21 protein-coding genes and 1 pseudogene are annotated in these 24,973 nt (G+C 62.6%); 14 read left to right on the top strand and 8 right to left on the bottom strand.

What is annotated here, in order from left to right:
• Positions 1 to 118: 118 nt before the first annotated feature.
• Entirely contained in the window at positions 119 to 1,648 is a 1,530-nt protein-coding gene (locus ABVQ20_RS18425; protein WP_354460929.1) for an ABC transporter substrate-binding protein, read from the bottom strand.
• Positions 1,649 to 1,767: 119 nt separating this feature from the next.
• Positions 1,768 to 3,342, bottom strand: a complete 1,575-nt coding sequence (locus ABVQ20_RS18420) for a phytoene desaturase family protein (protein ID WP_354460928.1) — start codon at positions 3,340 to 3,342, stop codon at positions 1,768 to 1,770.
• A 119-nt stretch (positions 3,343 to 3,461) separates the two neighbouring features.
• Between ABVQ20_RS18420 and ABVQ20_RS18415 the strand changes: the two genes are divergently transcribed.
• From ABVQ20_RS18415 to ABVQ20_RS40500, 6 genes are all read left to right on the top strand, one after another.
• Complete coding sequence (locus tag ABVQ20_RS18415) at positions 3,462 to 4,253, top strand: cyclase family protein (protein WP_354460927.1); 792 nt, start codon at positions 3,462 to 3,464, stop codon at positions 4,251 to 4,253.
• A 302-nt stretch (positions 4,254 to 4,555) separates the two neighbouring features.
• On the top strand, positions 4,556 to 6,127 hold the full coding sequence (locus ABVQ20_RS18410) for a phytoene desaturase family protein (RefSeq protein ID WP_354460926.1): 1,572 nt from the start codon (positions 4,556 to 4,558) through the stop codon (positions 6,125 to 6,127).
• Positions 6,127 to 6,609 carry a MarR family winged helix-turn-helix transcriptional regulator gene (locus ABVQ20_RS18405; RefSeq protein ID WP_354460925.1) on the top strand — a complete coding sequence of 161 codons (483 nt, stop codon included), beginning with the start codon at positions 6,127 to 6,129 and terminating at the stop codon, positions 6,607 to 6,609. Before ABVQ20_RS18410 ends, ABVQ20_RS18405 begins: the two co-directional genes overlap by 1 nt.
• Positions 6,610 to 6,654: 45 nt before the next feature.
• Positions 6,655 to 8,808: a thiamine pyrophosphate-dependent enzyme gene (locus tag ABVQ20_RS18400; RefSeq protein ID WP_354460924.1), complete on the top strand. Its 2,154-nt coding sequence runs from the start codon at positions 6,655 to 6,657 to the stop codon at positions 8,806 to 8,808.
• Positions 8,801 to 10,378 (top strand): indolepyruvate oxidoreductase subunit beta family protein, encoded by a 1,578-nt coding sequence (locus ABVQ20_RS18395; RefSeq protein WP_354460923.1) that lies wholly within the window; start codon positions 8,801 to 8,803, stop codon positions 10,376 to 10,378. Before ABVQ20_RS18400 ends, ABVQ20_RS18395 begins: the two co-directional genes overlap by 8 nt.
• Positions 10,379 to 10,465: 87 nt before the next feature.
• Entirely contained in the window at positions 10,466 to 10,729 is a 264-nt protein-coding gene (locus tag ABVQ20_RS40500; protein ID WP_435528422.1) for a GCG_CRPN prefix-to-repeats domain-containing protein, read from the top strand.
• A 74-nt stretch (positions 10,730 to 10,803) separates the two neighbouring features.
• Here the strand turns inward: ABVQ20_RS40500 and ABVQ20_RS18390 are convergent, their stop codons facing one another.
• The 3 genes from ABVQ20_RS18390 to ABVQ20_RS18380 form a co-directional block, all read right to left on the bottom strand.
• Positions 10,804 to 12,036: a DUF1501 domain-containing protein gene (locus ABVQ20_RS18390; protein ID WP_354460922.1), complete on the bottom strand. Its 1,233-nt coding sequence runs from the start codon at positions 12,034 to 12,036 to the stop codon at positions 10,804 to 10,806.
• Positions 12,037 to 12,071: 35 nt separating this feature from the next.
• Positions 12,072 to 13,637: a DUF1800 domain-containing protein gene (locus tag ABVQ20_RS18385; protein WP_354460921.1), complete on the bottom strand. Its 1,566-nt coding sequence runs from the start codon at positions 13,635 to 13,637 to the stop codon at positions 12,072 to 12,074.
• Positions 13,638 to 13,750: 113 nt separating this feature from the next.
• Positions 13,751 to 14,023 carry a GCG_CRPN prefix-to-repeats domain-containing protein gene (locus ABVQ20_RS18380; RefSeq protein ID WP_354460920.1) on the bottom strand — a complete coding sequence of 91 codons (273 nt, stop codon included), beginning with the start codon at positions 14,021 to 14,023 and terminating at the stop codon, positions 13,751 to 13,753.
• Between the two features lie 449 nt (positions 14,024 to 14,472).
• Between ABVQ20_RS18380 and ABVQ20_RS18375 the strand changes: the two genes are divergently transcribed.
• The 3 genes from ABVQ20_RS18375 to ABVQ20_RS18365 all read left to right on the top strand — a co-directional run bounded on the left by ABVQ20_RS18375 (position 14,473) and on the right by ABVQ20_RS18365 (position 17,606).
• Positions 14,473 to 15,786: a tyrosine-type recombinase/integrase gene (locus ABVQ20_RS18375; RefSeq protein WP_354460919.1), complete on the top strand. Its 1,314-nt coding sequence runs from the start codon at positions 14,473 to 14,475 to the stop codon at positions 15,784 to 15,786.
• 645 nt (positions 15,787 to 16,431) lie between these two features.
• On the top strand, positions 16,432 to 17,298 hold the full coding sequence (locus tag ABVQ20_RS18370) for a YdaU family protein (protein ID WP_354460918.1): 867 nt from the start codon (positions 16,432 to 16,434) through the stop codon (positions 17,296 to 17,298).
• Entirely contained in the window at positions 17,295 to 17,606 is a 312-nt protein-coding gene (locus ABVQ20_RS18365) for a DUF6074 family protein (RefSeq protein ID WP_354460917.1), read from the top strand. Before ABVQ20_RS18370 ends, ABVQ20_RS18365 begins: the two co-directional genes overlap by 4 nt.
• Before the next feature lie 174 nt (positions 17,607 to 17,780).
• Here ABVQ20_RS18365 and ABVQ20_RS18360 read toward each other — a convergent pair whose 3' ends face one another.
• Both ABVQ20_RS18360 and ABVQ20_RS18355 read right to left on the bottom strand, forming a co-directional pair.
• A complete protein-coding gene (locus ABVQ20_RS18360) occupies positions 17,781 to 18,104 on the bottom strand; it encodes a HigA family addiction module antitoxin (protein ID WP_354460916.1) in 324 nt (107 codons plus the stop codon).
• Positions 18,101 to 18,283, bottom strand: a pseudogene (locus tag ABVQ20_RS18355) (type II toxin-antitoxin system RelE/ParE family toxin); the annotation flags it as partial. The pseudogene ABVQ20_RS18355 and the gene ABVQ20_RS18360, both read right to left, overlap by 4 nt.
• Before the next feature lie 582 nt (positions 18,284 to 18,865).
• On the opposite strand from ABVQ20_RS18355, the gene ABVQ20_RS18350 reads away from it, so the two are divergent.
• From ABVQ20_RS18350 to ABVQ20_RS18335, 4 genes are all read left to right on the top strand, one after another.
• On the top strand, positions 18,866 to 21,025 hold the full coding sequence (locus ABVQ20_RS18350) for a hypothetical protein (RefSeq protein WP_354460915.1): 2,160 nt from the start codon (positions 18,866 to 18,868) through the stop codon (positions 21,023 to 21,025).
• Positions 21,025 to 21,375, top strand: a complete 351-nt coding sequence (locus ABVQ20_RS18345) for a hypothetical protein (RefSeq protein WP_354460914.1) — start codon at positions 21,025 to 21,027, stop codon at positions 21,373 to 21,375. Before ABVQ20_RS18350 ends, ABVQ20_RS18345 begins: the two co-directional genes overlap by 1 nt.
• A 96-nt stretch (positions 21,376 to 21,471) precedes the next feature.
• Entirely contained in the window at positions 21,472 to 23,547 is a 2,076-nt protein-coding gene (locus ABVQ20_RS18340; protein ID WP_354460913.1) for a phage tail tip lysozyme, read from the top strand.
• Positions 23,547 to 23,858 (top strand): hypothetical protein, encoded by a 312-nt coding sequence (locus ABVQ20_RS18335; protein WP_354460912.1) that lies wholly within the window; start codon positions 23,547 to 23,549, stop codon positions 23,856 to 23,858. The genes ABVQ20_RS18340 and ABVQ20_RS18335 overlap by 1 nt, the downstream gene beginning before the upstream one ends.
• A 181-nt stretch (positions 23,859 to 24,039) precedes the next feature.
• Here the strand turns inward: ABVQ20_RS18335 and ABVQ20_RS18330 are convergent, their stop codons facing one another.
• A complete protein-coding gene (locus tag ABVQ20_RS18330) occupies positions 24,040 to 24,447 on the bottom strand; it encodes a hypothetical protein (RefSeq protein ID WP_354460911.1) in 408 nt (135 codons plus the stop codon).
• A gap of 202 nt (positions 24,448 to 24,649) precedes the next feature.
• On the opposite strand from ABVQ20_RS18330, the gene ABVQ20_RS18325 reads away from it, so the two are divergent.
• Complete coding sequence (locus ABVQ20_RS18325; protein ID WP_354460910.1) at positions 24,650 to 24,862, top strand: hypothetical protein; 213 nt, start codon at positions 24,650 to 24,652, stop codon at positions 24,860 to 24,862.
• Positions 24,863 to 24,973 lie beyond the last annotated feature (111 nt).

The following is a 24,973-nucleotide window of genomic DNA, read 5'->3' as shown; positions in this document are numbered from 1 at the left end:
GTTGAGCCCGTCTCTTCTCCCCATCTGGGGAGAAGGTGGCCCGAAGGGCCGGATGAGGGGGCCTGCGTAAGTTGAACAAGACACGCCGTCTCTTGCGACTGCGTGTCTTTCGTCAGTCTCAGGCCGGGGTCATCAGTGCCGGCAGCAGCGCGCCGGAAATATGCTGGACAACCTTGACGCCCTTGGCATGTACGATCGGCTGCGCGAACTGCATCAGCGGCAGCACATAGGCCTGCTCGGCAATGTATTTGTCGACTGCTTTCCAGCCGGCGATACGCTTGGCCTCGTCCTTCTCGCCCCAGAGCGGGCCGATCTTGGCGTCGAGATCGTCGGTCTTCCATGACGAATGCGGCGACGGCCCGAACATGGCGAAGCCGGTCGACGTGGTCGGATCACCGATGGCGTTGCCCCAGTTGTAGAAGGCCGCCGGGGCCAGCTTGTGCGCCGCGCGCAGTTCATAGTGCTTGGCGATCTCGTAGACCTCGATCGTCGCCTCGATGCCGACCTTGCGCCACATGCCGACGATCGCCTGCACCATCTCGTAGTCCTTGGGCTTGAAGCCCTTGGTGGTCTGGATGGTGATCTTGGCCGGCTTCTCCGGCGAGTAGCCGGACGCAGCCAGCAATTCCTTGGCCTTCTCGGGATTGTGCTCGACCTTGATCGACGGATCATAGGCCGCGTATTCCGGCGTTTCCAGCGTATCGATGGGCTGCCCATAGCCGCGCAGCAGTCTCTTGACCAGGAGCTGCTTGTCCACCGCCATGACGGCCGCCTGGCGGACATTCTTGTCCAGCATGGCGTCCTTGTTGTTGAAGAAGATCATGCCGATGTCCGACACGTTCTTGCATGTGCCGGCGAGCCCGTCCTTGGCGATCAGCCGGTCATATTCCTCGTAGGGGATTTCGAGCGTTACCTGCGAGGAACCGGACTCGATCTCCGCGACGCGGCTCGCCGCATCGGTGACGAACTTGATCGTCACATTCTCGAAGGCCGGCTTGCCGCCCCAATAGTGCGGATTGGCCTTCAGCCGCAGGAAGGCGTTGCGCTCGAACTTTTCGACCATATACGGCCCAGTGCCGATCGGCGCTTTCTCGAAACCTTCGGGCCCGACCTTCTCGTAATAGGCCTTCGGCATGACATAGCCGGTCAGGAAGGACATCCACTTGAAATAGACCGGGTCGAACTGCACGACATCGCCGGTGATCTTGTTGCCGTCGATCTTGAAGTTGTTGACGTTTTTCCAGACGAACTGGATCGGGTTGCCGGTCTTTTCGTCGCCCGCCCGCTGCAGCGACCAGACCACGTCCTCGGGCGTGAACGGCGAACCGTCATGCCAGGTCACGCCTTCGCGCACCGTCATCGTGATCTTGGTGCGGTCTTCGTTCCAGCCCCATTCGGTTAGCAGGCCCGGCGCGAAGGACAGGTCCGGCTTTTGCGGGATGAACTGGTCGAATACCGACTGGTAGAGACCCTGGATCGTCGGGTTGACAGCCGACGGCCCGGTGGTCGGGTCCCAGGACGGCAGGTTGACGTTGTAGGCGATGGTCAGTTCGCCTGCCGCCGCCTTGGCGATCCGCGGCAGGCCGATGGCTGTGGCACCAAGTGCCGCGGCACTGTATCCGAGCAATTCGCGTCTGTTGATTGTCATGGTCGTTCCCCTTTTTGGTTTCTGTTTTCTGCGCGCGGCGTCGTTGTCTGATCAGTGGGTTCAGGCTGCTTGGGCAACCGCACCTTGCCCTGCCTTCACCCCAAATGCGTCTTCAGCTCCTACTTCCCGCCAAGCTGTTGCGCGAGCATGAAGCCAGAGGCGGCACCGGTGCCGGCGCCCGGCCATGTCGCGGCTCCCGTGAGATGCAGATTGCCGACCGGCGTGTTCCAGCCGGCAAAGCCGCGCGCCGGGCGAAACAGGAAATTCTGCGCCAGGTGATGGCTGCCGCAAACCTGGTCGCCGCCGACGAGGTTCGGGTTCTCGCGCTCCAGGTCGACGGGAGAGAATACCGATCGGCCCAGGATCTTCTGCCGAAGACCGGGTGCATAGGTCTCGATGATGTCGAGCACTCTTTCGGCGTAGCGCTCCTTGACCTGATCCCAATGGCCCTGCGCGATCTTGCCTGCGGCATCGCCGATGATCTCCGCCGGCAGCATGCGCACCTGCACCCACAGCACATGCTTGCCCTGAGGCGCGCGCGACGGGTCGACCGCCGTCGGCTGGCCGACGACCAGCACCGGTTCGTCCGGCAGCATGCCGGCCATGGCCTGCTGATAGGTGCGCGACATGGCGTCGAGTGAGGGCGCCAGATGCACGTAGGCGAACTGCCGAAGCTCTGCCCCGGCGCTCCAGTCCGGCAGATCGTCCAGTGCCAGATGGATCATCATCGTGCCCGGCGCATGGCGGAATTTCTGCATCGCCGTGTCGAAGCCGGCGTCGCCGGAACCATTGGGCAGGAGCTTTCCCGGCAGCGCCCCGGGCGCGACGCCCGCGATCACCGCCTTGGTTGCGGTATGCGTCTCACCGGAGGCAAGCCGCACGCCGGTCGCCTTGCCGCCGGAAACCGTGATCTCCGCCACTTCCGCTCCGGTGACGATCCTGCCGCCGGCAGCCGTGACCATGCCAGACAGGGCGCGAATGATGGTGTCCGCCCCGCCCTTGCCAAGCACCATGCCAAAGCTCTGGTTGGCCATCGATTCCAGATAGGGGAACACGGCGCCGCCGGCGATGTCGGGCGCGAAGTCGAGATGCATGCCCCATGTGGCAAGCGTCGCCCGCACATGCGGCGACTCGAAGTTTTCTTCCAGCCACGCGCGGGGTGAGGACAGCAGCAAGCGGCCGGTGTCGAGCGCGCCGGACATGCCTTTCTTGCGCCACAGGTTCCACGCCGTGCCGGCAAGCGCGCGGGCGCTCATCGGCGAGCCCAGCAGCCGGAACAGATGCTCGGCCTCCGCCTGGAAGGCGGCAACCAGCTTACGCCATGTCGCGGCATCGGCAGCGGAGAAAGCGGCCATGCGGCTCGCGGTCTTTTCCAGATCGTTGCTGACGCCGAACCAGCGCCCGTCCGGAAAGGCGCTGGCGAAACAATCGGCCACCGGCGCGAACTCCAAGCCCTGCGCTTTCAATTCATTTGCATATTTCCGGTGGAAGGCCGAGCCGGCAAACAGGCTCAGATTCATCGCGCCAAAATCGTGGCGGAAGCCGGGAAGGGTGAATTCTCGGGTCTGGACGGCACCGCCGATTGTTGCACTGCGCTCGAAAATCCCGGTTTTCCAGCCTTTGAGCGCCAGATGCGCGGCGCACGCCAGAGTATTATGGCCGGCCCCGACAAAGATGGCGTCGAACTCGCTCACGCCTTGTTCCCATTTCCTTTATGCTTAAAGATAATTGCAGATGCATATGTTTTCGTCTAGTAGGATATTAAGGGCCGCAACGAGCCATCAGCATCAGCAAGAAAGAGGGAACAGAGACCATGGACACGCAAAAACTCCTCGGCGAGGTCGCCGGCCAGCTTCTTTCAGGCGCCATCAAGGTGGTCGACCTGACGGCATCGCTCGGTCCCGATACGCCGCTGATCAAGCTGCCGCCGGAACTCGCTGTCGACACGCCGAAGGTCGAAATCCACACCATCTCCGCCTATGACAAGAACGGCCCGTGGTGGGCATGGAACTGGCTGAAGCTCGGCGAGCATTCCGGCACGCATTTCGACGCGCCCAAGCACTGGATCACCGGCAAGGATTATCCGGACGGCGCCACCGACACCATTCCGGCGCAGAATTTCGTCGGCCCGGTCAATGTCATCGACTGCTCGAAGGAAGCAGCCGCCGACCACGATTTCCTGCTTACCGTCGATCACATCAAGGCATGGGAAGCCAAGCATGGCGCGATCAATGCCGGCGAATGGGTGGTGATGCGCACCGACTGGTACAAGCGCAACGGCTCGGAAGCCGAGTTCCTCAACGCCAACGAGACCGGCCCGCATACGCCCGGCCCGACGGCTGAAGCCATCCAGTACCTGATCAGCAAGGACATCAAGGGCTGGGGCAGCGAGACGATCGGCACGGATGCCGGCAAGGCAGGAGGCATGGAGCCGCCATTCCCGGCGCACAGCCTGATGCACAAGGCCAACCGCTACGGTCTCGCCAGCCTCTGCAACCTCGACCAGCTGCCGCCAAAGGGCGCGATCCTGATCGCGGCACCGCTCAAGATCGAACACGGAACCGGCAGCCCGATCCGCGCGCTGGCGCTGGTGTCCGGAAAATAAAGCGAAGTGGGTCTTCGGGAGAAGATCATGCGCGCAAGCAATGTCGTGATGATGGGTGAGGGATGGCAGCCTAATAGCGCCAGCGCTCTACGGCGCCCTCCTCTGTCCTGCCGGACATCTACCCCCCCAGGGGGGAGATCGGCAGCTTTGGCGCCCCACTCATTCCTGCAACGTCGTAGATTGGCGAAAGCGGTTATAACGGCCAATCTCCCCCGTCGTGGGGGAGGTGTCCGGCAGGGCAGAGGGGGGCGCCGTAGAGGGCTGACCTCGCAAGCCTACCCGCTGCCCGCAGGAAACCGCCAATGACCGCCCCCGATCACATCATCGTCGGCAGCGGCATCAATGCGCTGGTCTGCGCGGCGATGCTCGGCGGCAAGGGGGCGAAGGTGCTCGTGCTGGAGCGCAACGACCGCATCGGCGGCTGCATGCGCACCGAGGAGATCACCGCGCCCGGCTTTGTCCACGACGTGATGGCGACGACCTTCGTGCTGTTCATCACCTCGCCGGCCTTTGCCGCACTGGGCGCCGACCTCGCCCGGCATGGGTTGGAGTTCTGCCATACCGGCACGCCGACCGGCGTGCTGCGCCCAGACGGCAGCCATGCCGTACTGCGCACCGACCGTGCAGCCAACATTGCCGCGCTCAATGCTATCGCCGCAGGCGACGGCGATAGCCACGCAAGCGATGTCGGCAGCATCGAGCGCAATGCCGGCCTGCTGTTCGGTCTGCTCGGCGGCAGCCTGTGGTCCTATCCGACGGCAAAGCTGCTGGCCGGCGATGCCTGGCGGCGCGGCCCGCGTGGCCTTGCCGCCTTTCTCGGCGAAGCGCTGGTGCCGGCGCGCGGCTGGCTGGAAAGCACCTACCAGTCCGAAACCGTCCGCGCGCTCTGGGCGCCCTGGGTACTGCATGCCGGGCTTGGTTCGGAAGATGCGTTCTCCGGCCAGATCGCCAAGGTGATCGCTTACGCGCTGGAGGCGGCTGGGGCGCCAATCGTCAAGGGCGGGGCGAAGAACCTGCTGGCAGCCTTCGAGGCGTTGATCATCGAGCGCGGCGGCGTCATCTCCACCGAAGCCGATGTTGCTTCCATCATCCAGACAGGAGGCCGTGCCACCGGTGTGCGGCTGGCCTCGGGCGAAACGGTCCATGCGAAGAAGAGCGTCATCTGCTCGGTCACGCCGACACAGCTTTATGGCCGGCTGCTGGGCAGCGATGCTCCCAAGGACGATGTCGAGGCGACGCGGAAATACCGCTACGGCAAGGGCAATTTCCAGATCCACTATGCCCTGGACAAGCCACCGGCATGGCGCGGCGAAGGCCTCGACAAGGTTGCGCTGCTGCATCTGACGCCGGGCCTTGATGGCGTCTCGAAAGCCTGCAACGAGGCGGTGCGTGGCATGCTGCCGGAGGTGCCGACCATCTGTGTCGGCCAGCCGCACGCGCTTGACCCGTCGCGCTGCCCGGAGGGCAAGGCCATCCTGTGGCTGCAACTGCCCGAGGCGCCCCGCCACATCAAGGGCGATGCCGCCGGCAAGCTGCAGGCGCCGGCTGACGGGCAATGGACGGACGCGCTGCGCGAAGCCTATGCCGATCGTGCCGAGGCCATCCTCGCCAGCCATATCGACGGTTTCAAGGGCAGCGTGATCGCGCGCCGCGCCTATTCGCCGGCTGATCTCGAAGCGATGAACATCAATCTGGTCGGCGGCGACCCTTATGGCGGCTCCTCGACCATCGACCAGTCGTTCCTGTGGCGCCCGTTCAAGACCAGCCGCAACCACCAGACCGGGATCAAGGGCCTCTACCATATCGGCGCCTCGACCCATCCGGGTGCGGGTCTCGGCGGCGGCTCCGGCTTTCTTCTGGCGGGGAGGCTGTGATGGAACAGAAGGTTCCGGAAAAGCGCCAGCGCATCTCGACCTTGGGGCAGATCGGCCTGCAGCAATTCGCGCCCTACCTGATGAACCGCATCATGGGCCGCTACAACGCCACCTTGCGCGACGATTTCCGCAAGCAGGGCCTGACCATTCCGCAGGTGCGCACGCTTGCCGTGCTGTCGGTCACCGATGGCGTCACCGTCAACGATCTCTCGGTCTATACGGTGATCGAGCAGTCGACCTTGAGCCGCACGCTCGACACGCTGGAGGGCCAGGGCCTTGTGCGGCGCGAACAGGGCGTCACCGACAGCCGCATCCGCCACGTGTTCCTGACCGACGATGGCCGCGCCGAGTTCACCCGCGCCTGGCCCGCCATGCATGATGCGTTCGAGGCCATGTTCGACGATGTCGACGATGCCGAATATGCGGCGTTGATCGCCACGCTTTTGAAGATGCTGAAGAACATTCGCAAGCACGACATCTAGATGTACGCGCCGCCGGCTGTCCGGCGGCAACGGAAGGAGGCCGCCATGGCCGAACGGTCTTTTGCCAAGGAAGTCGAAAAGCTGAGGCTCGGCGCCGGCGAGGAATTTGCCGGCGAGGGCATCCTCGCCATCACCAAGGCGCTGCTGCAATGCGGCGTCGGCTATGTCGGCGGCTATCAGGGCGCGCCGATCAGCCATCTGATGGACGTGCTGGCCGATGCACAGGACATCCTGGGCGAACTCGGCGTGCATTTCGAGGCCAGCGCCTCGGAAGCCACTGCCACCGCCATGCTGGCCGCGTCAGTGCACTACCCGATCCGTGGCGCGGCAACCTTCAAGTCGACGGTCGGCACCAACGTTGCCTCCGATGCGCTCGCCAATCTCGCTTCCGGCGGCGTCACCGGCGGCGCGCTGATCATCGTCGGCGAGGACTATGGCGAGGGCTCCTCGATCATGCAGGAGCGCAGTCACGCCTTCGCGATGAAGAGCCAGGTCTGGCTGCTCGACCCGCGCCCCAATCTGCCGTCGATCGTCAAGGCGGTGGAGGACGGCTTCGAGCTGTCCGAGATTTCCAACACGCCGGTGATGCTGCAGGTGCGCATCCGCTGCTGCCATGTCCATGGCCATTTCATCGCCAAGGACAACAAGCGGCCGCCGATGACCGTGGCCGATGCTCTCGACGCGCCGCGCCGCGACACCGGCCGCATCGTGCTGCCGCCCGCTTCCTTCCTGCATGAGAAGGAAAAGGTGCAGAAGCGCTGGCCGGCGGCGGTCGATTTCATCCGCCAGAACAAGATCAACGAATTCTTCGGGTCGGACCATGGCTCGGTCGGCATCGTCATGCAGGGCGGCATGTACAATTCGGTCATCCGCGCGCTGCAGCGCCTCGGCCTTGCCGACACCTATGGCGACACCGATGTGCCGCTCTACGTGCTCAACGCCGTCTATCCGCTGATCGACGACGAATTCCTGTCCTTCTGCGAGGGCAAGCAGTCCGTGCTCGTCGTCGAGGAAGGCCAGCCCAATTACATCGAACAGGCCTTTGCCTCGATGCTGCACAAGGCGGGGCGCGGAACCAGGCTGGTCGGCAAGGAGCATCTGCCGATGGCCGGCGAATACACTGGCCAGGTCATGCTTGACGGCATCGGCGCCTTCCTGCGTGCCGAGGCGCCGCATCTGCTGCCGGGCGAGGTGCGCGCGCCCAACAAGGTCGGCGACGGCGTCGACACCGCCGACTTGATCAATGTCGTGCCGGGCCGCCCGCCGGGTTTCTGCATCGGCTGCCCGGAACGGCCGATCTTTGCCGCCACAAAACTGATCGAGCAGGAACTCGGCAAGCACCAGATCGCCTCCGACATCGGCTGCCATCTGTTCTCGATCATGCCGCCCTTCGAACTCGGCGCCACCACCATGGGCTACGGTCTGGGGCCGGCCTCGGCCTCGGCGTTCAATTCGCCCGATGCCAAGCGCCGCTCGATCTCCTTCGTCGGCGATGGTGGCTTCTGGCACAACGGCCTGACCTCCTCGATCGGCAATGCGGTGTTCAACAAGAATGACGGCGTCATCGTCATCGTCGACAATTTCTACTCGGCCGCCACTGGTGGGCAGGACATCCTGTCATCGCGCGCGGGCAACAAGACCAAGTCGACGAAACATCCGATCACCGAAGCGGTGAAGGGCATGGGCGTCAAATGGCTGCGCCATGTCGACCGCACCTATGACGTCACCAAGATGCAGGACACGCTGCGCGAGGCGCTGACGACCGAGGAGAAAGGGCCGAAGGTCATCGTCGCCTCGTCCGAATGCATGCTCAACCGGCAGCGCCGCGAAAAGCCGCTCGTCGACAAGGCGATCAAGGGCGGCGAGCGGGTGGTAAAACCGAAATTCGGCGTCGACGAGGACATCTGCACCGGCGACCATGCCTGCATGCGGCTGTCCGGCTGCCCGTCGCTGTCGGTGAAGTCGCTCGACGATCCCTTGCGCGACGATCCGGTGGCCCACATCGACCAGAGCTGCGTCGGCTGCGGCAATTGCGGCGAGGTCGCCGATGCGGCGGTGCTGTGCCCGTCCTTCTACCGCGCCGATGTCGTGCACAATCCAAGTGGCTGGGACCGCTTCCTGGAATCCGCGCGCCGCGCCACCATCAGCCTGTTGCAGCGCCGCCGCGAAAGCCGGCGCCTGACCTTCGCCAATGCTTGACGCTGTCCCCCCATTTCGCCCCCGTGCCGGGGCTCAGGACGACGAGCGCGTCATCAAGCTTGCCGTGCTGGCGGTCGGCGGCCAGGGCGGCGGCGTGCTGGCCGACTGGATCACCGACGTCGCCGAGCGCAATGGCTATGTCGCGCAATCGACTTCGGTAGCCGGCGTCGCCCAGCGCACCGGCGCCACCATCTATTATGTCGAGATGGCCCGAGACACGGGCCGCTTGCCGGTGTTCGCGCTGTCGCCATCGCAGGGCGACGTCGACATATTGATCGCTGCCGAGTTGATGGAAGCCGGCCGCGCCATCATCCGTGGCTTCGTCACGCCCGAGCGCACCACGCTGATCGCCTCGTCGCACCGCATCGCCGCCGTGTCGGAAAAGATCGAGCCGGGCGACGGACGGGCCTCGTCGTCCAAGGTGCATGCGACGGCGCAAGCCGCATCGAAGCGCTTCATTGCCTTCGACATGGAGAAGATCGCCGCCGACAATGGCTCGATGATCTCGGCCAGCCTGCTTGGCGCGCTGGCGGGTTCCGACGCCTTGCCATTCACCCGCGAAAGCTACGAGCAGGCGGTCAGCGCCGGCGGCCGGGGCGTCAAGGCAAGCCTTGCCGCCTTCGGTGCCGCCTATGATCGCGCACGAGGTACGACGGTGCCGGCGCCAAGGGTGGCAGAGCCAACGATTGGCGATTCCGCCCCGGGGTCGAACGTCAGTGGACCGCAAAACCTGATGCAGCGCTGGCAGGCCCTGGCCGCCCACATCGACGTCATGCCTGTGGCCGTGCGCGACATGGCGCTCAGGGGCCTGAGGAAGGTCGTCGACTATCAGGACATCGCCTACGGGCGCGAATATCTCGACCGTCTGGACAAGGCCGTCGCGCTGGACCACGCCGACCACGCCTATGCGTTGTCCATCGCCGCCGCGAAGCATCTGGCCAACGCCATGTGCTATGACGACATGATCCGCGTCGCAGATCTGAAGACGCGCTCGACGCGTGACAAGCGGGTGCGCCGCGAGGTCGGCGTCAAGGACGGCTCGATCCTGCAGGTGACCGAGTATTTCCATCCGCGCATCGAGGAATTCTGCGGCACGCTGCCGGCGGGGCTCGGCAGCTACATCGAGAGCCGGCCGAAGCTCGCCGCTTTCCTCGACCGCCGCATCAACCATGGCCGCCGCATCCGCACCGACAGTTTCGCCGGCTTCGCAGCACTTTGGTTCATCGGCGGTTTGCGCCGCTGGCGCCGCGGCCTGCTGCGCCACAAGGTCGAGGTCGCACATCTGGAGCGTTGGTATGCGCTGGCGCTTGGCTATGTTGGGCAAGACTATGCGCTCGCCGTCGAAATCCTCAACTGCCGCCGGCTGATCAAGGGCTACAGCGACACCCACGTCCGGGCACAGTCGAAATTCGACCGGGTGCTGTCCGCGCTCGATCTGCTCAAGGGCCGCCCCGACGCCGCCGACTGGATCCGACGCCTGCGCGAGGCGGCGCTGAAGGACGAGAAGGGCGACATGCTCGACGGCGCCTTGAAGACCGTGGCCACGCTCGGCGAGAGCGCTGCCCGCTGACGAATATGTGATCGTACCATTCACCCGGCATCCAGCCGGCTGGGTGGTATATTGTTCTCCGGGATGTGAACCATGGAGGACACGATCATGCTCACCAGATACATTCTACCCATTGCTACCGCCGCTGGCACATTGATGCTGTCGAGCGTCGGCTCGCAGGCGCTGCCCATGGCAAAGCCCAGCGCCGCCCCGTTGCCGATCGAAAGCGTCGGCTGGAGATGCGGCCCTGGCTGGCACGTGAACCGGTGGGGGAATTGTGTGCCCAACCACCGCGTGATAGTCCGGCCGTATCGTTACTACCATCCCGGATACCGGCACTACCACTACCACCGCTGGCACCACCGCTACTAGAGCTCGGCATCCGCTCCGAAGCTATCTCAGCGCTTCCGCCAAAGACGGCGTCCCCGTGACGCCGCCAGCCTTCTTCACGTGATGAGATCGCGCATCGGATTGACCGATCCGGACTCCGGAAACACCTTGTCGCCAAGCACGGCGGCGGAAAGACCGAACTGGTCGGCGAGCAGGCCTTTCAGCACCGCCCGGACATCGCTTGTCGGCGCGAGGTCGCGTTGCTCGTAGAGCTGGGCCGGCTTCAGGCCCGGCCAGTCGGCGATGACGCGGCCGCCCTTGATCGCGCCGCCCGCCAGCAACGCCACGGTGCCGGTTCCATGATCCGTACCGACCGTGCCGTTGATGCGGGCCGTGCGGCCGAACTCGGTGATGGCGACGATCGCCGTATCCTTCCAGCGCTCGCCCAGGCCTTTTTCGAACTCCTCGAAAGCGCCGTCGAGGCCGCCGAGCAGGCTGGCGAGCCGCCCCGTGGCACCGCCTTCGTTGACATGCGTGTCCCAGCCATCGAAGGCGAGCGCGGCAACCCGTGGTCCATCATCGGCCGCGATCAGCTTGGCCGCGCCCTGTGCGGCCTGTCGCATGCCGGCGGCGCTGTCGAGGCCGCCCTTGGGCTTCATGGAATCCATCTTGTCGCCCAGCGCCATCTTGTCGGCATCGAGTCCCCTTTTGAGGGCCACGGCGAGCACCGGGTCGCGATGGCTGTAGAGATCAAGCACGCGCGCCGCCAGAGTGTCGGAGGGCGCCGGCAGGTATTGCGGCGCCCAGCCGAGCACGGGTGCGGAACCGCGTATCACCAGCGGCGTCGATGGCCCGACGGCGAGGCCGCCGAGCGTTGCGACGCGGTCGCCTGAGGGCAGGCTTTCGAGCGCCCGGTTGAGCCAGCCGGTGGCGACATGGCCGGGACCGGCAAAGCCGCTTTCCAGCACGTCCTGTCCGTCGAAATGCGAGCGTTCGCGGTAGCCGGTCGCCGCCGCGTGCACGACAGCGGCCTGCTTGGCCTTGAACAGGCGCGCGAATACCGGCATCGCCGGATTGACAGCGAAGAACCCGTCCAGCGGCAACGCCGCATGCGGGCCGCTCAGCGACAGGGCGATGTCGCCGTGCAGGCCGGCATAGTCGGGATCGCCGACAGGGCCAACCGTCGAGAGGCCATCGAGCGCGCCGCGCAGCACGATGACGATCAGGCGTGGATCGCGATTGTTGGCGGCGCGGGCAAAGCGCGGCATGTAGGCCCAGGCAAACAGCGCGCCACCTGTCATCAGCACAGCGCGGCGGGAGGGATTGGGGATTTCGCACAACAGGCTCATCGCATCATCTCCGCTGGGACCATCTTCCTTGGAATTCATCTTCTCTGGAATTCGGGCGCCATCAGCAGCATCGCCAGCCCTTGCTGCTTGGATTCGGCCTGCGCGATCGCCAGCCTCGTCTCGGGTGAGGCCGAGGGGCCGATGACGGCGTTGAGCGTATCGTCGGGATTGCCGATGTTCTTGACCTGGCGGGCCGCCTGCCAGGCAATGTCGAGACGGATCTTCATGCCTTCCGCCGAGGCCCAGGCGTCCGCCTCGTCGGCAAAGCCGTTCGGTCCCGGTGGCTGCCAGAGCGGCTCGCCGAGCGCGTTGAGCCAGCCGAGCGACTGGTTGGGGTTGTTCGCCGGGTCGGGGCCGGCCGCCCTTCGGATGGCGACAATGAAGTCGAATGGCGAGCGCATCTTGGCCAGTGGCGTCGACCAGGCCTCCGGCATGTCGATCAGCGTGGCCGCCATCGCCCGCAAATCGCCATCACTTTTGACAAAGACCTTGGCAAGGCGGGTGACCGCCGCCGGCGGGGGATTGTCGGCGATGAAATGGCGGGCAATCTGGGTGGCGATATGCTGCGCCGTCGCCGGGTGGCGGGCGATGTCGTTGAGTGCTGCCTCGGCCTGCCCCTGGCCGCCGGCGGGATAGGTCTTGCCCAGCAGGACTTCATCGCTCGGCTCGTGCGCGTTGGCGTTGAAAGCGAAATTGCCGGGTTCGCCCAGGTGCCCGTCGCGCCCGCCGATCATCCAGCCGGTCAGGATGCGGGCAAAGCTGGTGACATCGGCCTGGCTGTAGCCGCCGCCAACGCCCAGCGTGTGCAATTCGAGGATTTCGCGGGCGAGGTTTTCGTTGAGGCCGCGCTTGCCATTGTTCCCCGCGCGCGACTTCGGACCCACCGATTGCTGGTTGTCGAGATAGAACAGCATGGCCGGGTGATGCTCCACCGCCAAGAGCATGTCGGCGAAGCGGCCGAGCACGAAGGGGCGGATCGCCTCGCGCTCAAAGGCGCCGGCGCTGGCCCGGATGATATTGTCCTTTGCCACCGAAACACAAAAATGGTTCGACCAGAAGTAGACGAGGCGCTCGACGAACCCGACATCGGCCTTCAGCGCCTTGTCGAAGCGCGCCTGGGCTTCCGCCTGGAACAATCGTGCCTCGATCGGGGGAGGGGCCGGGGGCGCGGCAGGCGGCTGGGCAACTGGCTTGGTGGCCCCGGCCGCGAGTGTGGTCGGCTTGGCCAGCATTTCCGCGACCGCAGCGGGTTTGGCCGACGCTACGGCCGGCATGGTAGGCGCTACAGGGGGCGGCACCGCCGCGACATTCGTCATGGTTGCTTGCCGCGTTCCGGCTTGCATGTCGAGCTTGCGCTGGAAGCTCGCCGCCATGCTGGCCTGGATGGCAGCCGTGCTCCCCAGCAAGCCGGCATAGGCCGGATCGTCGTAGGGGATCATGGCAATGTCGGGCTGCCGGAGTTCCGCCTTCAGATAAGCGCGCGGATCGCCTCTGAGATCGCCCTTGAGTTTGTCCAGGTCGCCGGGCCGTGCTCCGAGCCCGAAACGGTTGAACACCACAAGAGCCGAATCCGGCCGGGTGGGTGAAGCAGGGGCAGCCAAATCCGGTCTCCATCGTCTGGATCCTCAGGCTTGAGGTCCAACAGGCCGTTCTGGTTCAGCAGACAGGAGGTCCGGGTGCCGGCACTCGACCGGCACCCATTATCCTTTCGATCCTACCAACGGTGCCAGCGATGCCACCGGTGGACGGGGTGCCAGTAGTAAGGGCCATGGTAGTAGCGGGGATAGACCACCACCCTGCGATAGGGCACGCAGCGCCCCCAGGGGTTGGGGTGCCATCCCGGGCCGCAGCCATAGGCCACGTGCTCCACCAGGCCCGCGGTTGGGCCAACCTGCACCATCGGCATCGCCGAAGAAGCCGCGACGGCTGTAAACGTCCCCCCCAGGACAAGGGCGGCGGCTGTGGCGTATTTTGTCAAGCTATTCATGGGGATACTCCGAAATGGTTGCCGAGTTAAAATAACAACCTGTCCGGACCATTTGGCCGGGCATGTCTGTCCCTTCTTCCCATTAAACGGTGGCGCCGGATCTTTCCGTCGCCCGCTGCGATGATTTTATCAAATTGCCGGAAGATGGCGGTTCACAACCGCGTTAAGGCCTGATGGCAGGGGCAGGCTGCTCCGAAGCGAGTGCAGCTATAAGCGTTGGTGGACATGGGGAAATGGTGCCGCTTGCGTGACTCGAACACGCGACCCCCGCATTACGAATGCGGTGCTAGCCAATTCCATGGATTTTCATGCTCAACCGCTAATCGCATGTTGATCCCAACAAAACCCTTTGACTGCGGGCCTTTTTGCTTCAATGATCGTTCAACTGCGTTCAAGCCCTGCCGGATCATTTTGTGGCCTAGAACGTGTCCTGATGGAAATTGAGCCACATGGCAGAAGCCCTGACGCAAAAGAAGATCGACGCGCTCATAAAGAAGCGGCCGTCGGAGAAACTGGAAATCCCCGACGGAGGCCAGTCCGGGCTATATCTGGTCGTCGGCCCCCGGACGATGAAGTGGGTCGTCCGCTACAGAACGTCCGGGCAGAGTGTGAAGCTAGCGATCGGTCTCTACGGGCAACAGAGGCCGGCGCTCGGGCTCCACGATGCGCGTAAGGCCGCTCAGGCCAAGCTGCAGGACGTGGCCGAAGGGCGTGATCCGAGAGCGGCAGACGATGGAAGCCGACGGCGAAACCTCTCGGTCGAGGAAGCCTTCGCAGATTTTATAGCGCGCTATTCTAAAGCGCGAAATAAGCCGAGGACGATTCTCGACAACGAGGCAATTATCAAAAGAGAGATCCTGCCCAAATGGGGCGCTCGACGACTGCAAAGCATTACGCGCCAGGACATCATTAGCCTAACCGACGGTATAGCAGACGGTAAGCGGGACTCCGAAGGTAAGATAGTTTTAAAGGGCCGTCCGCAATCGGCAGTGCGTGTACGCGCACTAATTTCTAAGGCCTTTTCTTGGTTTGCCGCGAAGTCGATTATCGGGGAGAACCCCTTTCGTGACATTGAAGTGCCCGCCTCTCCAGTCGCGCGCGAGCGTGTGCTTTCAGATGATGAAGTCCGCTATTTCTGGGCGGCCGCCGGCGATGTTGGGTGGCCATTCGGCGATCTGGCGCGCCTCTTACTTTTGACAGGTCAGCGGCGTGCCGAAGTGTCGGCCGCTACATGGTCAGAGTTCGTTCTCGATACAGACGATCCGCTCTGGTCCATCCCGCCGGATCGCACAAAGAATGGGCGTCGCCAAAGTCTACCTCTCACTCCGCAAGTGGTTCGGATCCTAGGTTCATTGCCACGTGTGCTTGACAAAGATGGGAAAGAGACCGCGTTCATTCTCTCAACCAATGGGGAGACCGCGATCAGCGGCTACAGCAGAGCGAAGCGCAAAATCGATAAAGCAATGCTGGCGGTCGCGCGCAAGGCGACGGGCGATCCTGCATGGTCGATGCGACCTTGGACTCTACATGATCTCCGTCGAACCGCAGCTTCTGGCATGGCAGGACTTGGAGTGGCAGTGCATGTCGTTGAGGCGGTACTCAATCACAAATCCGGAAAAATCTCGGGGGTAGCGGCGATTTACAATCGTCACGATTATGCGCGCGAGAAGCGCGATGCTCTCACTGCCTGGGCGAACCTCGTCGACACAATCGCCGGCTGTGAAAGGGCCGAAAACGTCATATCACTGAGGCGATCGCAATGAATGGCGGCAAAGGTCTCCCGAGACGAATCAAAGCTGTAGTAGGGATCGTAAGATTAGAGATGTCCGCAGGGATGTAACCGACTCGGTTACAGGTTGCACCGGAGCGGTGACGGTAGGATGAGGATGGCAGTTTAATCTGTCAGTATCTGTCGTTGTTTGTCGCTGATCGTCGTCCCGTGGTGCCAAATTGGTTGCATTTATTAGTTGGACGGTGATGACTGCCCTTGGAATTGACAACCAAGGAGCTGGCCGTGGAAGCGAGAAATCGATGGCTCAGGGCCAAACGGGTCCGTGAGCGATATGACGACATCGGAGAGGTGACCCTATGGCGATGGGTCAATGACCCGAAGTCCGACTTTCCCAAACCGGTCAAACGGAATGGCGTTCGGTATTGGGATGAGCGAGAGCTCGACCTCTACGATCAGCGCCTGCTGGCTGGCGCAGCATGACTGGCCTCGACCACGAGAGCAGCGCTGTCATCGATGAGGCAGCACACTGGTACGCTGCCAACCATGGTTCGCGCGAGCGACCGGCTATCCTTGCTCTGCGCAGTCGTTTCGGGGTCAATGGTCTCGATGCGTGCCGCGTCCTGGCGCAAGCTAATCGATTGCTCCGGGCGCGCAGCATGGAGGCCTTGCCACGGCGATGAGCGCAGCTCCTTACCTGCCGTTGTTCATCGACGCCTACGTCGCCGATACCACTCATCTGTCGACGCAGGAGCATGGAGCGTACCTGCTTCTACTGATGTCAATGTGGCGCCACAACGGCTCGGTGCCCAACGACGACCGAGATCTGGCCAGGATCACCCGTCTTTCGACGCAGCGATGGCGAAAGGTCAAAGCGCGTCTGATGCCTCTGCTGCTCATCGACGGTCAGTCCCTCTCGCAGAAACGTCTCAAAAAAGAATGGGACTATGTCTCGAGTATTCGCGAGAAAAATGCAGCGAACGGTGCCAAAGGTGGTCGACCAAAAAGACAGGAAATCAATGGGTTAGAGAAAGCAACCGGTTCCTTTTCGGTTATCCCAAACGAAAGCCCCCATACCCAAACCCAAACCCAGTCGGGTTTTCAAATAGAAAACCCTCCTCCTGAGGAGGTGGCGGTTTTTTCGATCCTGTGGAAAGAATGGCCAGACGCCGAACGTCCTGACGCCGGTCCCTATGCCGAGAAGCTCTTCTACAAGCTGCCGGACAATGAGCAGCGGCAGGCCGTTAAAGCCGCTCCGGCGTTCGTTCGATGTATGCAGGCTCGTAAGAAGCCTCTGCTGCTGATCCCGTTCCTAAAGCAGCGCCTTTTCGTCGAGTTTTACGGCGCGCCAGATGTGGATGAGAAGGGCCGTTTCGTCATCACGCCAACGCGGCCCGAATGGGACGCATGGCTTAACGATACGCGCCGTCAGCTTGGCGACGACATCGCCCAATCAATGTTGAACCAGCGAGTACTGCGCACCGAGCAGCGGTGGCCAGAAGGATGGGCCAAGATCACGGATGAAGCCGCGGAAAGAGCAGCATGATGAGGAACGATTTGACTGGATTGCCCCTGTTCGATTGGCGCCCAACCGGGACGGTCCTGCCGTTCCCTGCTGCCCGCCAGGTGACGCGGGTGCGCGAGACTGCAGCCCGCCTCCTCGTGCTGTCTCGAGAGCCTGCACTCATCCCCACACGCGAAGATCTTGGTATCGCTACGCTTGAGTTCGAGCTGACCGTTGTCGGGATCGATCGAGCTGCTATCGGCCGCGAGCTGCTGGCTTTCCACTGCGCGGTGAATATCGAGCTTGCTCGGCTTGCAGGATGGGATCCATTGAGGGGGCAACGCCGGTGAACAAGGCCGAATAGATGCTCCGGGGCACAGAGCCTCGCGCACGCGCGCGAGTGTCCGAAATGTCCGACATGGCCCGTCGAAATAGACGGCCGAGGCAAATCGAAATAGACGCCCCGTAGGAGCGTTTTTGAGCCCCAGCCCTTCTCTGCTCCTGTCAGGCGTACCTGCTTCTGCTCATGTCAATGTGGCGGCCGCATGCAGCGTTGGAATAGCCTCTATCTCGGCGCTCAGCGCCTTCTGCGCCCGTTCCAGGTCATAGTTGCGCTGGAGGTTGAGCCAGAGCACCGGGCCGTTGCCGACCAGCTTGCCGAGGCGCAGCGCCATGGCAACGGTGACGGGCTGCTTCTCGTCAAGGATATCGTAGAGCGAGCGCCGCGAAATGCCGAGCAGTTTGGCGATCTCCGTCTTCGACTTGTCGAGCGCCGGGATGATGTCTTCGCGGAGAAGTTCTCCGGGGTGCATTGCGGGCAAACCGCGCTTGATAGGTGCCGTGTTCATCCGTGGTAATCCTCTAGTTCGAGAGCATCTTCGCCGTCCCATCCAAAAGTCATGCGCCAATTGCCGGTCACTCGGATAGAATAGCGGCCCTTGTCCTGACCGACGAGGCCATGGAAATGATAGCTGGGCAGGTCCATGTCAGCGGGCCTCGCCGCCGCTTCCAGAGCCCGAAGGACACGAGCGACTCGCTTGTCTCATGACAGCGCGGACGCGGTCTATCGCACCACGCTCACCTCGCTCGGCGTCGACATCGAGGGCGTTGAAACCGTTCCCAAAGTAGAACGGTTTTTAGAATCACCAGAAATCACCAAATTGGTTACAGTTTTGACATGTCAAAATTTCGAAATACTGAGTATTTGTAACCGGATCGGTGCGCGTCCCACGTGAAATTTTAGCCGATTTGATGCATTTCCATTTCCAACCCGAAATGGCTGTGCATTTCTAAACGAACATACTTGTGTTTTATCACACGAAATGTTCCCACATGTCGGTGCCGACTGAGGTCGCCGATTGGCAGGCGAACCGGATTTCAGCGTCTCGCAGCGAGACGTCGAAAGCAGCTTGACCCCGATGCGATCATCAATGGGCACCAGCCATCCTCCTAGACCGCGCGCGAGTGTTCGGAATGTAGTGATGTCCAAAGAGAAGAGACTCGAAAAACTTGATGGCCGCACCGATTTCGATCCCGATGCTCGCGGATCGCCTTCGACGGTCTACCTTTTTGTAGACCAGGTGCCCGCAAAGAAATCGGATTGTTTCTCATGGTGACGTTCACCTATGGCGAGGTCCTGACGCCCGGCCAGTGGCAAAATCTGTTCGACGGAAAGCAGGATGCGCTCGGGTACATTCCCGTCAACCGAGCCGGCGACTCGATGCAGGGCGAGCTGATCACCACCCCTTCGACGTCGGTCAGCGCCGGCTTTAGCATTCCGCCTGGAGTCCCCCCGGCAAGTCCCGTCGATGGCTGGCTCTGGTCGACGATCAGTGGCCTATTTTTCCGTATAGGTGGAACGACGATTGGCCCCCTCGGGGGCGGTAATGTGGTGGGGCCACTCGCTTCCGTAGTGGGCCACATAGCTACTTTTTCGACGACGGGCGGCACGGCCCTGGCGGACAGCGGAATCTCGCTGGGTTCGCAAGCAGCCAATCTCGTCCTCGCGACCCCTGCCTCTGGAGCCGGAACGCCTGCATTCCGAGGGCTGGTGGGAGCTGATCTTCCCGCGCCGCAAGCCTCTACTTTGGGTGGGGTGATGTCAGGGAGCGCGGCTATCCACCAGTTCGCCATTGGCATCAACACGAGCGGCGCCATGACATTCGGGCAACCGGCGATTGGGGACATCTCCGGATTTGCCACGAACATGGCGGCGTTCCTCGTCGGTGGCACAAGCGCGCAATTAGCAGCGGCGATGACCGATGCGACGGGGACCGGGCCGCTGGTCTTCGCGAACGGCCCGGCTATTGCGCTCGGTGCCACTTCGACTGCCGTCACTCAGTCGCCCGGCGACAATACGACCAAACCGGCGACGACAGCCTATGTGGTGGCCGCAGTCAGCGCTGCCGCGGCTGTGACAGTTTTCGTCGGAGGCACTTCCACCGGCACCGCGAACGCCCAGGTCCTTGCGACGACGACACCGAACACCTTCGCGCTGGCGGTCGGCAATCGTGTTGTATTTCCCCCAGGCTTCACGAACACCGGCCCGCTGACGTTGGCCGTCAATGGCCTGGGGGCAAAGAACGTATACACGCCGTCCGCATCCGGTCCCGTATCGCTAGTCGGAGGCGAGGTCCGCGCCGGCCAGATAACCGAGGCAATCTATGACGGCACGCAATTCGTGCTGCTCTCCGCCAATCCGAATGCTTCGTTCGGAACCCTGACAAATCTCGCCTCTACTTCGACGACGGATCTCGGCACGGTCCCTTCGCACAACGTCAACATTACCGGCACGACTGCCATCACGTCCTTTGGGTCGAGCGCGAGCGTCGTCTTGCCGGTCTACATGCTGACCTTTGCGGCAGCGCTGACGCTGACATACAACGCAACTTCGATGATCCTGCCCGGCGGTGGCAACATCATCACCGCTGCCGGCGATACCGCCATGGCGCTCTATCTCGGGTCTGGAAACTGGCAGATCATCGACTACCAGGCGAGTCTCTACGCGCCCGGCGTTGCTCCGGCATGGGGAAGCTACAAGAACCTCAAAGTTCAAGTCGCTTCGGACACGACCGTCAACGTCACCGCTGATGAATTGATCCTCGAGGACACCTCCGGCCGCACATACCGCGCGCGGACGGTCAGCCTCACGGACACGATTTCAACTTCCGGTGCGAACGGCCTCGATACCGGGTCGGCGGCGGCGTCGAACTGGTATTCCGTCTGGGTCATCTACAACCAGCTTACCAACACAGTTGCGGCCCTTGTCTCACTGTCTGCCACGGCACCGACGATGCCAGCTGGCTATACTTTCAAGATGCGCGTCGGTTGGATTCGGTACGACGCCCAGCCCAAGCTTTGGCGCACGCTGCAATATGGGCGTTCGGTGCAAATCGTCCTGGGTATAAACCCACTAGTCACACCGATCATCACCAGCGGAGCCCAGGGGGCTTACGGCGCTGGCTCGTCACCGACGCTGGTGAGCGTCTCATTGGCGAATTTTGTCCCGTCAACCGCTGCCAAAGCCTATCTGGGGGTTACCGATAATTGGAAGGGGCAGGCACAAGCGAATATTCTGTTGGCGCCCAGTACCGCTTACGGCGGCACCAATAATGGCCCGCAGGGATCAAATGGGCAGATGTACCCCGTCTGGTGTGGGGCTGCCTTCTCGCAGCGTGCTGAACTGGTTCTGGAAGCGCTGTCCTTTGGATTTGCGAGTGACGCGGCCGGTGGCGCCGTTGGGGACGGCGGATGGGAGGACAATCTCTGATGTTTTGCTATTCGAACAATGGCGCTTCGATGCGCGCGGTCGATCCCGATTACGTCGCACAGCCGGGCGAAGTGCTGTTCGCGAACTATGCCACAGAGGCAGATCTGGTGGAGGCGTTCTCTGGCTATGCGCCCGCCGCGCCGCCGCCGGTCACGGTCCTGAAATCAACCGTCATGGCGCGGCTTACAGATGCGCAGATGGCTTCTGCCTATGCGATCCTGACGGGGGAACCGAAGTTATTCGGGAAGTGGTTCGCGCCGGACAGGCCCGTCGTCAACTGCAACGATCCTGACGCGATTTCGTTCGTCAATGCGCTTGGGCTCGATCCTGCAGTGATCCTGGCACCATGAGGCTTGAGGATATAGCCGTGTCCGGTCTGTTCGCGCGGCCGCCACAGGCCGAGGCAACTCCAAGAAGAAGGCAAACCGCCGAGAAGGGAGCACATGATGCCAACGGTCATTGACAGCCTGATCGTTACGCTCGGTCTCGATCCCAGCAATTTCGAAAAGAGCCAGAAGAAGCAGACCGAGGCCTGGCTCAAGTCGCGCGATGAATTCCGCAAGGGCGGCAAGGACATTGAGGACAGCTCGAAAAGGGCTGCCGAGACGGTCAACCTGATCACCCGGCGCGTGCTGGAGCTATTCGCGGTCGTCACCGGCTCGCAGGCACTCAGCGAGTTCGTGCGCAAGCTGACCAATGCCGACGCCTCGCTTGGCCGCTTCGCCTCGAGCCTCGGTGAGTCGCCGCAGCGCCTGGCGGCTTGGGAGAACGCCGCAGAGCGCTTCGGCGGGTCCGCCGACCAGACGGCGTCGACCCTGGAGCGCGTCAACAAGCAGCTATACAACCTCAACAAGAACGGCGAGGCGCTGCCCCGCGAGTTCTCGCAACTGCAAGCCTGGACCGGCATGCGGATCGATCCCAACCATGGGCTCGATCGCTACCTTTCCGATGTCGCCGCGGCACTGCAGCGGTTGCATCAGATCGATGCTGGCGCGGCCCACAACGTCGCCCAGACGCTTGGCATCGACCCGGCGACCGAACAGCTCATGTACAAGATGGGCAGCGGCATCGACGTATATCTGGGCAAGCTGGAAAAAAGCCTGTCGCCCAGCAATGCCGCAATCGACGCGGCGCAAAAGCTGCAGACCAGCTGGGCTGAACTGCTCCAGCAGATCATCGAGCTCGCCAATGCCGTCTATGACAGGCTGGCTCCGGTCCTGATCGATGCAGCCGCCAGGATGACGGCTTGGATTGAGAAGAACCAGGACTGGATCAGGACCGGCATCGTCGATGCGGTGAAGCAGTTCATCGACTTTCTCAGCAAGATCGATTGGAATGCCGTCGGCACCGGCATGCAGAATTTCGCATCGGGCGCGAAGGACGTCGTCGACGAACTCGGCGGCATCATCAAAACCACCGAGATCCTGTTCGGCCTATGGGCCGGGGCAAAGTTCCTCCGCGTTCTCGGCAACATGCGCATGCTGGCCGGTGGTGGCGCGGCGGCCGGTGCGGCTGAAGGTGCGGGCGCTGGCTTGATGGGCTTCTTCGGCAAACTGTCGCCCTGGCTTGCCATGCTGACGCTGTCGGGCGACACCCCGAAAAGGGGAGGCGGTTACAATCCACCCGATTTCGAGCTCGACCAGATCACGGCACTCAAGAAATGGGACCGTAGTGGCCCGCAGGCGCGAAATCACGCGCGCCCGGCCGGCGAGACGACTGTGGACGGCCATCCTGTTTCCAAGAGCAACCCGTTGCCCGTCACCATCACCGACCAGAAAAGCGATGGTGGAGGTTTCTGGAGCAGCCTGGTCAACAGTGTGAGCGGCCTATTCGCGGCCGGCGAGCGGAACGCATTTGGCACCGGTGCCGCCGGCGACCTACCGAGTGGGCCGCAGAACTCGCGCGGCAAGCATGGCTGGTGGACGCCGGAACGACAGGCGCATGCCTATCAGCGTCTGCGTGATGAAGCAGGCTTCACCGATGCAGGCGCACGAGCCGCGGTGTCGCGGTGGGCCAATGTCGAAGCATCTGGCGGCCCCAGTTCCTCGAACAACCAGGGCGGTGGCCACTACGGTATCGCTCAATGGAGTCGGTCACGCGGCAGAGGCGTTTGGGGGAACCCTGATTTCGACGCCCAGCTATCGCTCGCGATCAAAGAATTCAACACGAATGAGAAGGCAGCGGGAGACGTTCTTCGCAAGGCGGCAACCGATTCCCAGGCCGCAGTTGGCATGTCGAGATATGAGCGTGGCGAAGGCTACAACGCCTGGAACGGCATGGACAGTTGGACCGGCAAGACCTACCGGGGCATGAAGGGGATCAGCACCGGAGCCAAATCGGCCGCGCTGTCGAACATCTCGAGCACGCACACCGCCTCGACGTCGAACAGCTCGGTCGAGGCTCATATCGGCAAGGTCGAGGTAAACACCCAGGCGACCGACGCCAACGGCATCGCGGCCGACATCAATAGTGCGCTCAGCCGGCGGCTTTTCACGGCTCAGGCTAATTCTGGATTGGCGTGATGGCTGCGCCGATCGTTCCACTTGACCCGGGTTCGGCAGTTCTCACCATTCGAGAGGCTGCAGAAAAATTCGGCAGCCAGGATCTCTGGCGATGGGCGAACGTCATCGAGACGGATCTTGCCGATTTCTTTCGCGAGCCGCCGCTAATTTCGGCAACTGAACTCATCATTGACTGCACCGACGCTGCGCGGTGCTGGGCCCGCGTTACGGGTGAGCCGATCGGCATTCAGATAACCGTCGAGGAAGCTGAGCGCATGCGCAGAATCGTGCTGGATATGCATCGCCCCGTTGACACCACTTGGTCGAATTGATTGACGCGGCGAGCTCGCAAACGAGCAAGACGAGATCGCCGCCGACTTTGCCGAGGGGATCCGTAATGCGCTCAGATGAGGCCATCGCTCGATCGGGAGCTGGAAATCGTCCAGCATCGGGAACATTTGCTGTCCAGCATACCATGCCGCGCAACCTGGTGGAGCGCCGCAAGAGCGCAGGCTATGCCGCGGTCTGCGCTGTGGGCTTTGAAGCCGATCCGAGCGTGTTTCGGCTTGCGACGGCCGAGAATGTCGCGGCGCACCTTCCGCTACTCCAGCCGGGCACTTGGCAGCAGCTCCATTTCGTGAGGTTGACCTGGACGCCAGGCCTGACCGTGGCCCGCACCATCGTCGTCGGGCCGAGCGTTTCCTGACCGATACAGGCCATGCGCTCGGTCAGCACTGGTTCCGCACCGGCCTCGATGTGCTGGATGACCTGATCGTCGCCGAGGCCACTCGCCTCAAATCCCCGACCTGGTCGCATGCCGAGCTGATCGCACGCCTCAAAGGTCAGGCGAACCGGGAAGCCGATCGCTTTGCCGAGGGAGTGTTCTGATTTGGACATGACCAAATTCTTCACGTGGCACATCGCCGGCTCCGGGCCGAAAGCGTTCCCTGCGAGGAACGCTTTCGGCCATTCTAGCGGCGAATTGCAATAGAGCCCTGTGGGAGCGAACGCGAGACAATGCAGCCAAATTAGTCTATCAAGAGCTCATGAGAAATGCTGCCATACTTCCACCTCTGATCACCCGAGCGCGCCGGGATGGCGCACTCCGAGATCGGAGATACAAATGGAAGCGAAACGAGATCGTCGCAGGCGTGACAAGTGGAGAATGAAGCAGAAGGCGTTGCGATTCTATCCGCATGATCAACGCGCCATCACTGCTGATTATCTGGCAGTCTGTTCCTGCTTCACGTGCGGCAACCCACGCCGAAACCTATGGGAGAGCAAAGAAAACCGGTTAACGATGCAGGAGCGTCGTTTCCTCGCCGATCCCAGTTGAACTACCACTTGTCGAAATAGAGCACCCATACAAGCGTTTTGTGCACCCCGGCCTTCCTCGTTACCCGCGACGACCTCCGCACGCGTCCTGGGCTAGTCCACGCCACGAACT

It is taken from the genome of Mesorhizobium shangrilense (assembly GCF_040537815.1).
Taxonomy (GTDB): domain Bacteria; phylum Pseudomonadota; class Alphaproteobacteria; order Rhizobiales; family Rhizobiaceae; genus Mesorhizobium; species Mesorhizobium shangrilense.
Note: the sequence above shows the minus strand (reverse complement) of the source record. Positions and strands in the feature narration are given on the sequence as shown.